This is a genomic window from Catenibacterium sp. UBA627, assembly GCF_002299355.1.
Classification (GTDB): domain Bacteria; phylum Bacillota_I; class Bacilli_A; order Erysipelotrichales; family Coprobacillaceae; genus Catenibacterium; species Catenibacterium mitsuoka.
This window is the reverse complement of the sequence record NZ_DBPF01000082.1, coordinates 5555-6009: the sequence shown is the minus strand read 5'-3', so window position 1 is coordinate 6009 and position 455 is coordinate 5555. Positions and strand designations below refer to the sequence as shown.

Below are 455 nucleotides of genomic sequence, written 5' to 3'. Positions count from 1 at the left end.
TCTATTACACGTAAAGTACCATTATGGTTCTTAAAGCATAAGATGAATAGATTCGCATTACTTGTAGGACAAGTAAGACAGAAACAATTTTCTAAGAGTAAATAAGGAGAGTAAAATGGAAAAGTATTATTTAAATTTAACAGCTGATAATAAATTTGACGCAGGGTCAAAAGCAGTAAAAGACTGTTATCAGATTTTAAAAGAAAATGGGTTTAAAAACTATGACATTAACAACAAAAAAGAGGGAAATAAAGTAATAAAAAAGTTATATAACATTTGTGCTTTAAGAAAGTTCTATGGATTCCCAAATGATTCTCTTATTGTTTTTCCTCATCCGATTTATACAGAAACTCAGTATATTAATATATTGAAAAAAATTAAGAAAAAGAAAAATTTAACTTATGTATTTTTAATTCATGATTTAGAAACCTTAAGAGGATTATTCCTTGATGATA

At 25.7% G+C, this 455-nt stretch carries 1 pseudogene; it reads left to right on the top strand.

Annotated elements, in window-relative coordinates:
• Window positions 1-115 precede the first annotated feature (115 nt).
• A pseudogene (locus B2S90_RS05280) lies at window positions 116-455 on the top strand (hypothetical protein); the annotation flags it as partial.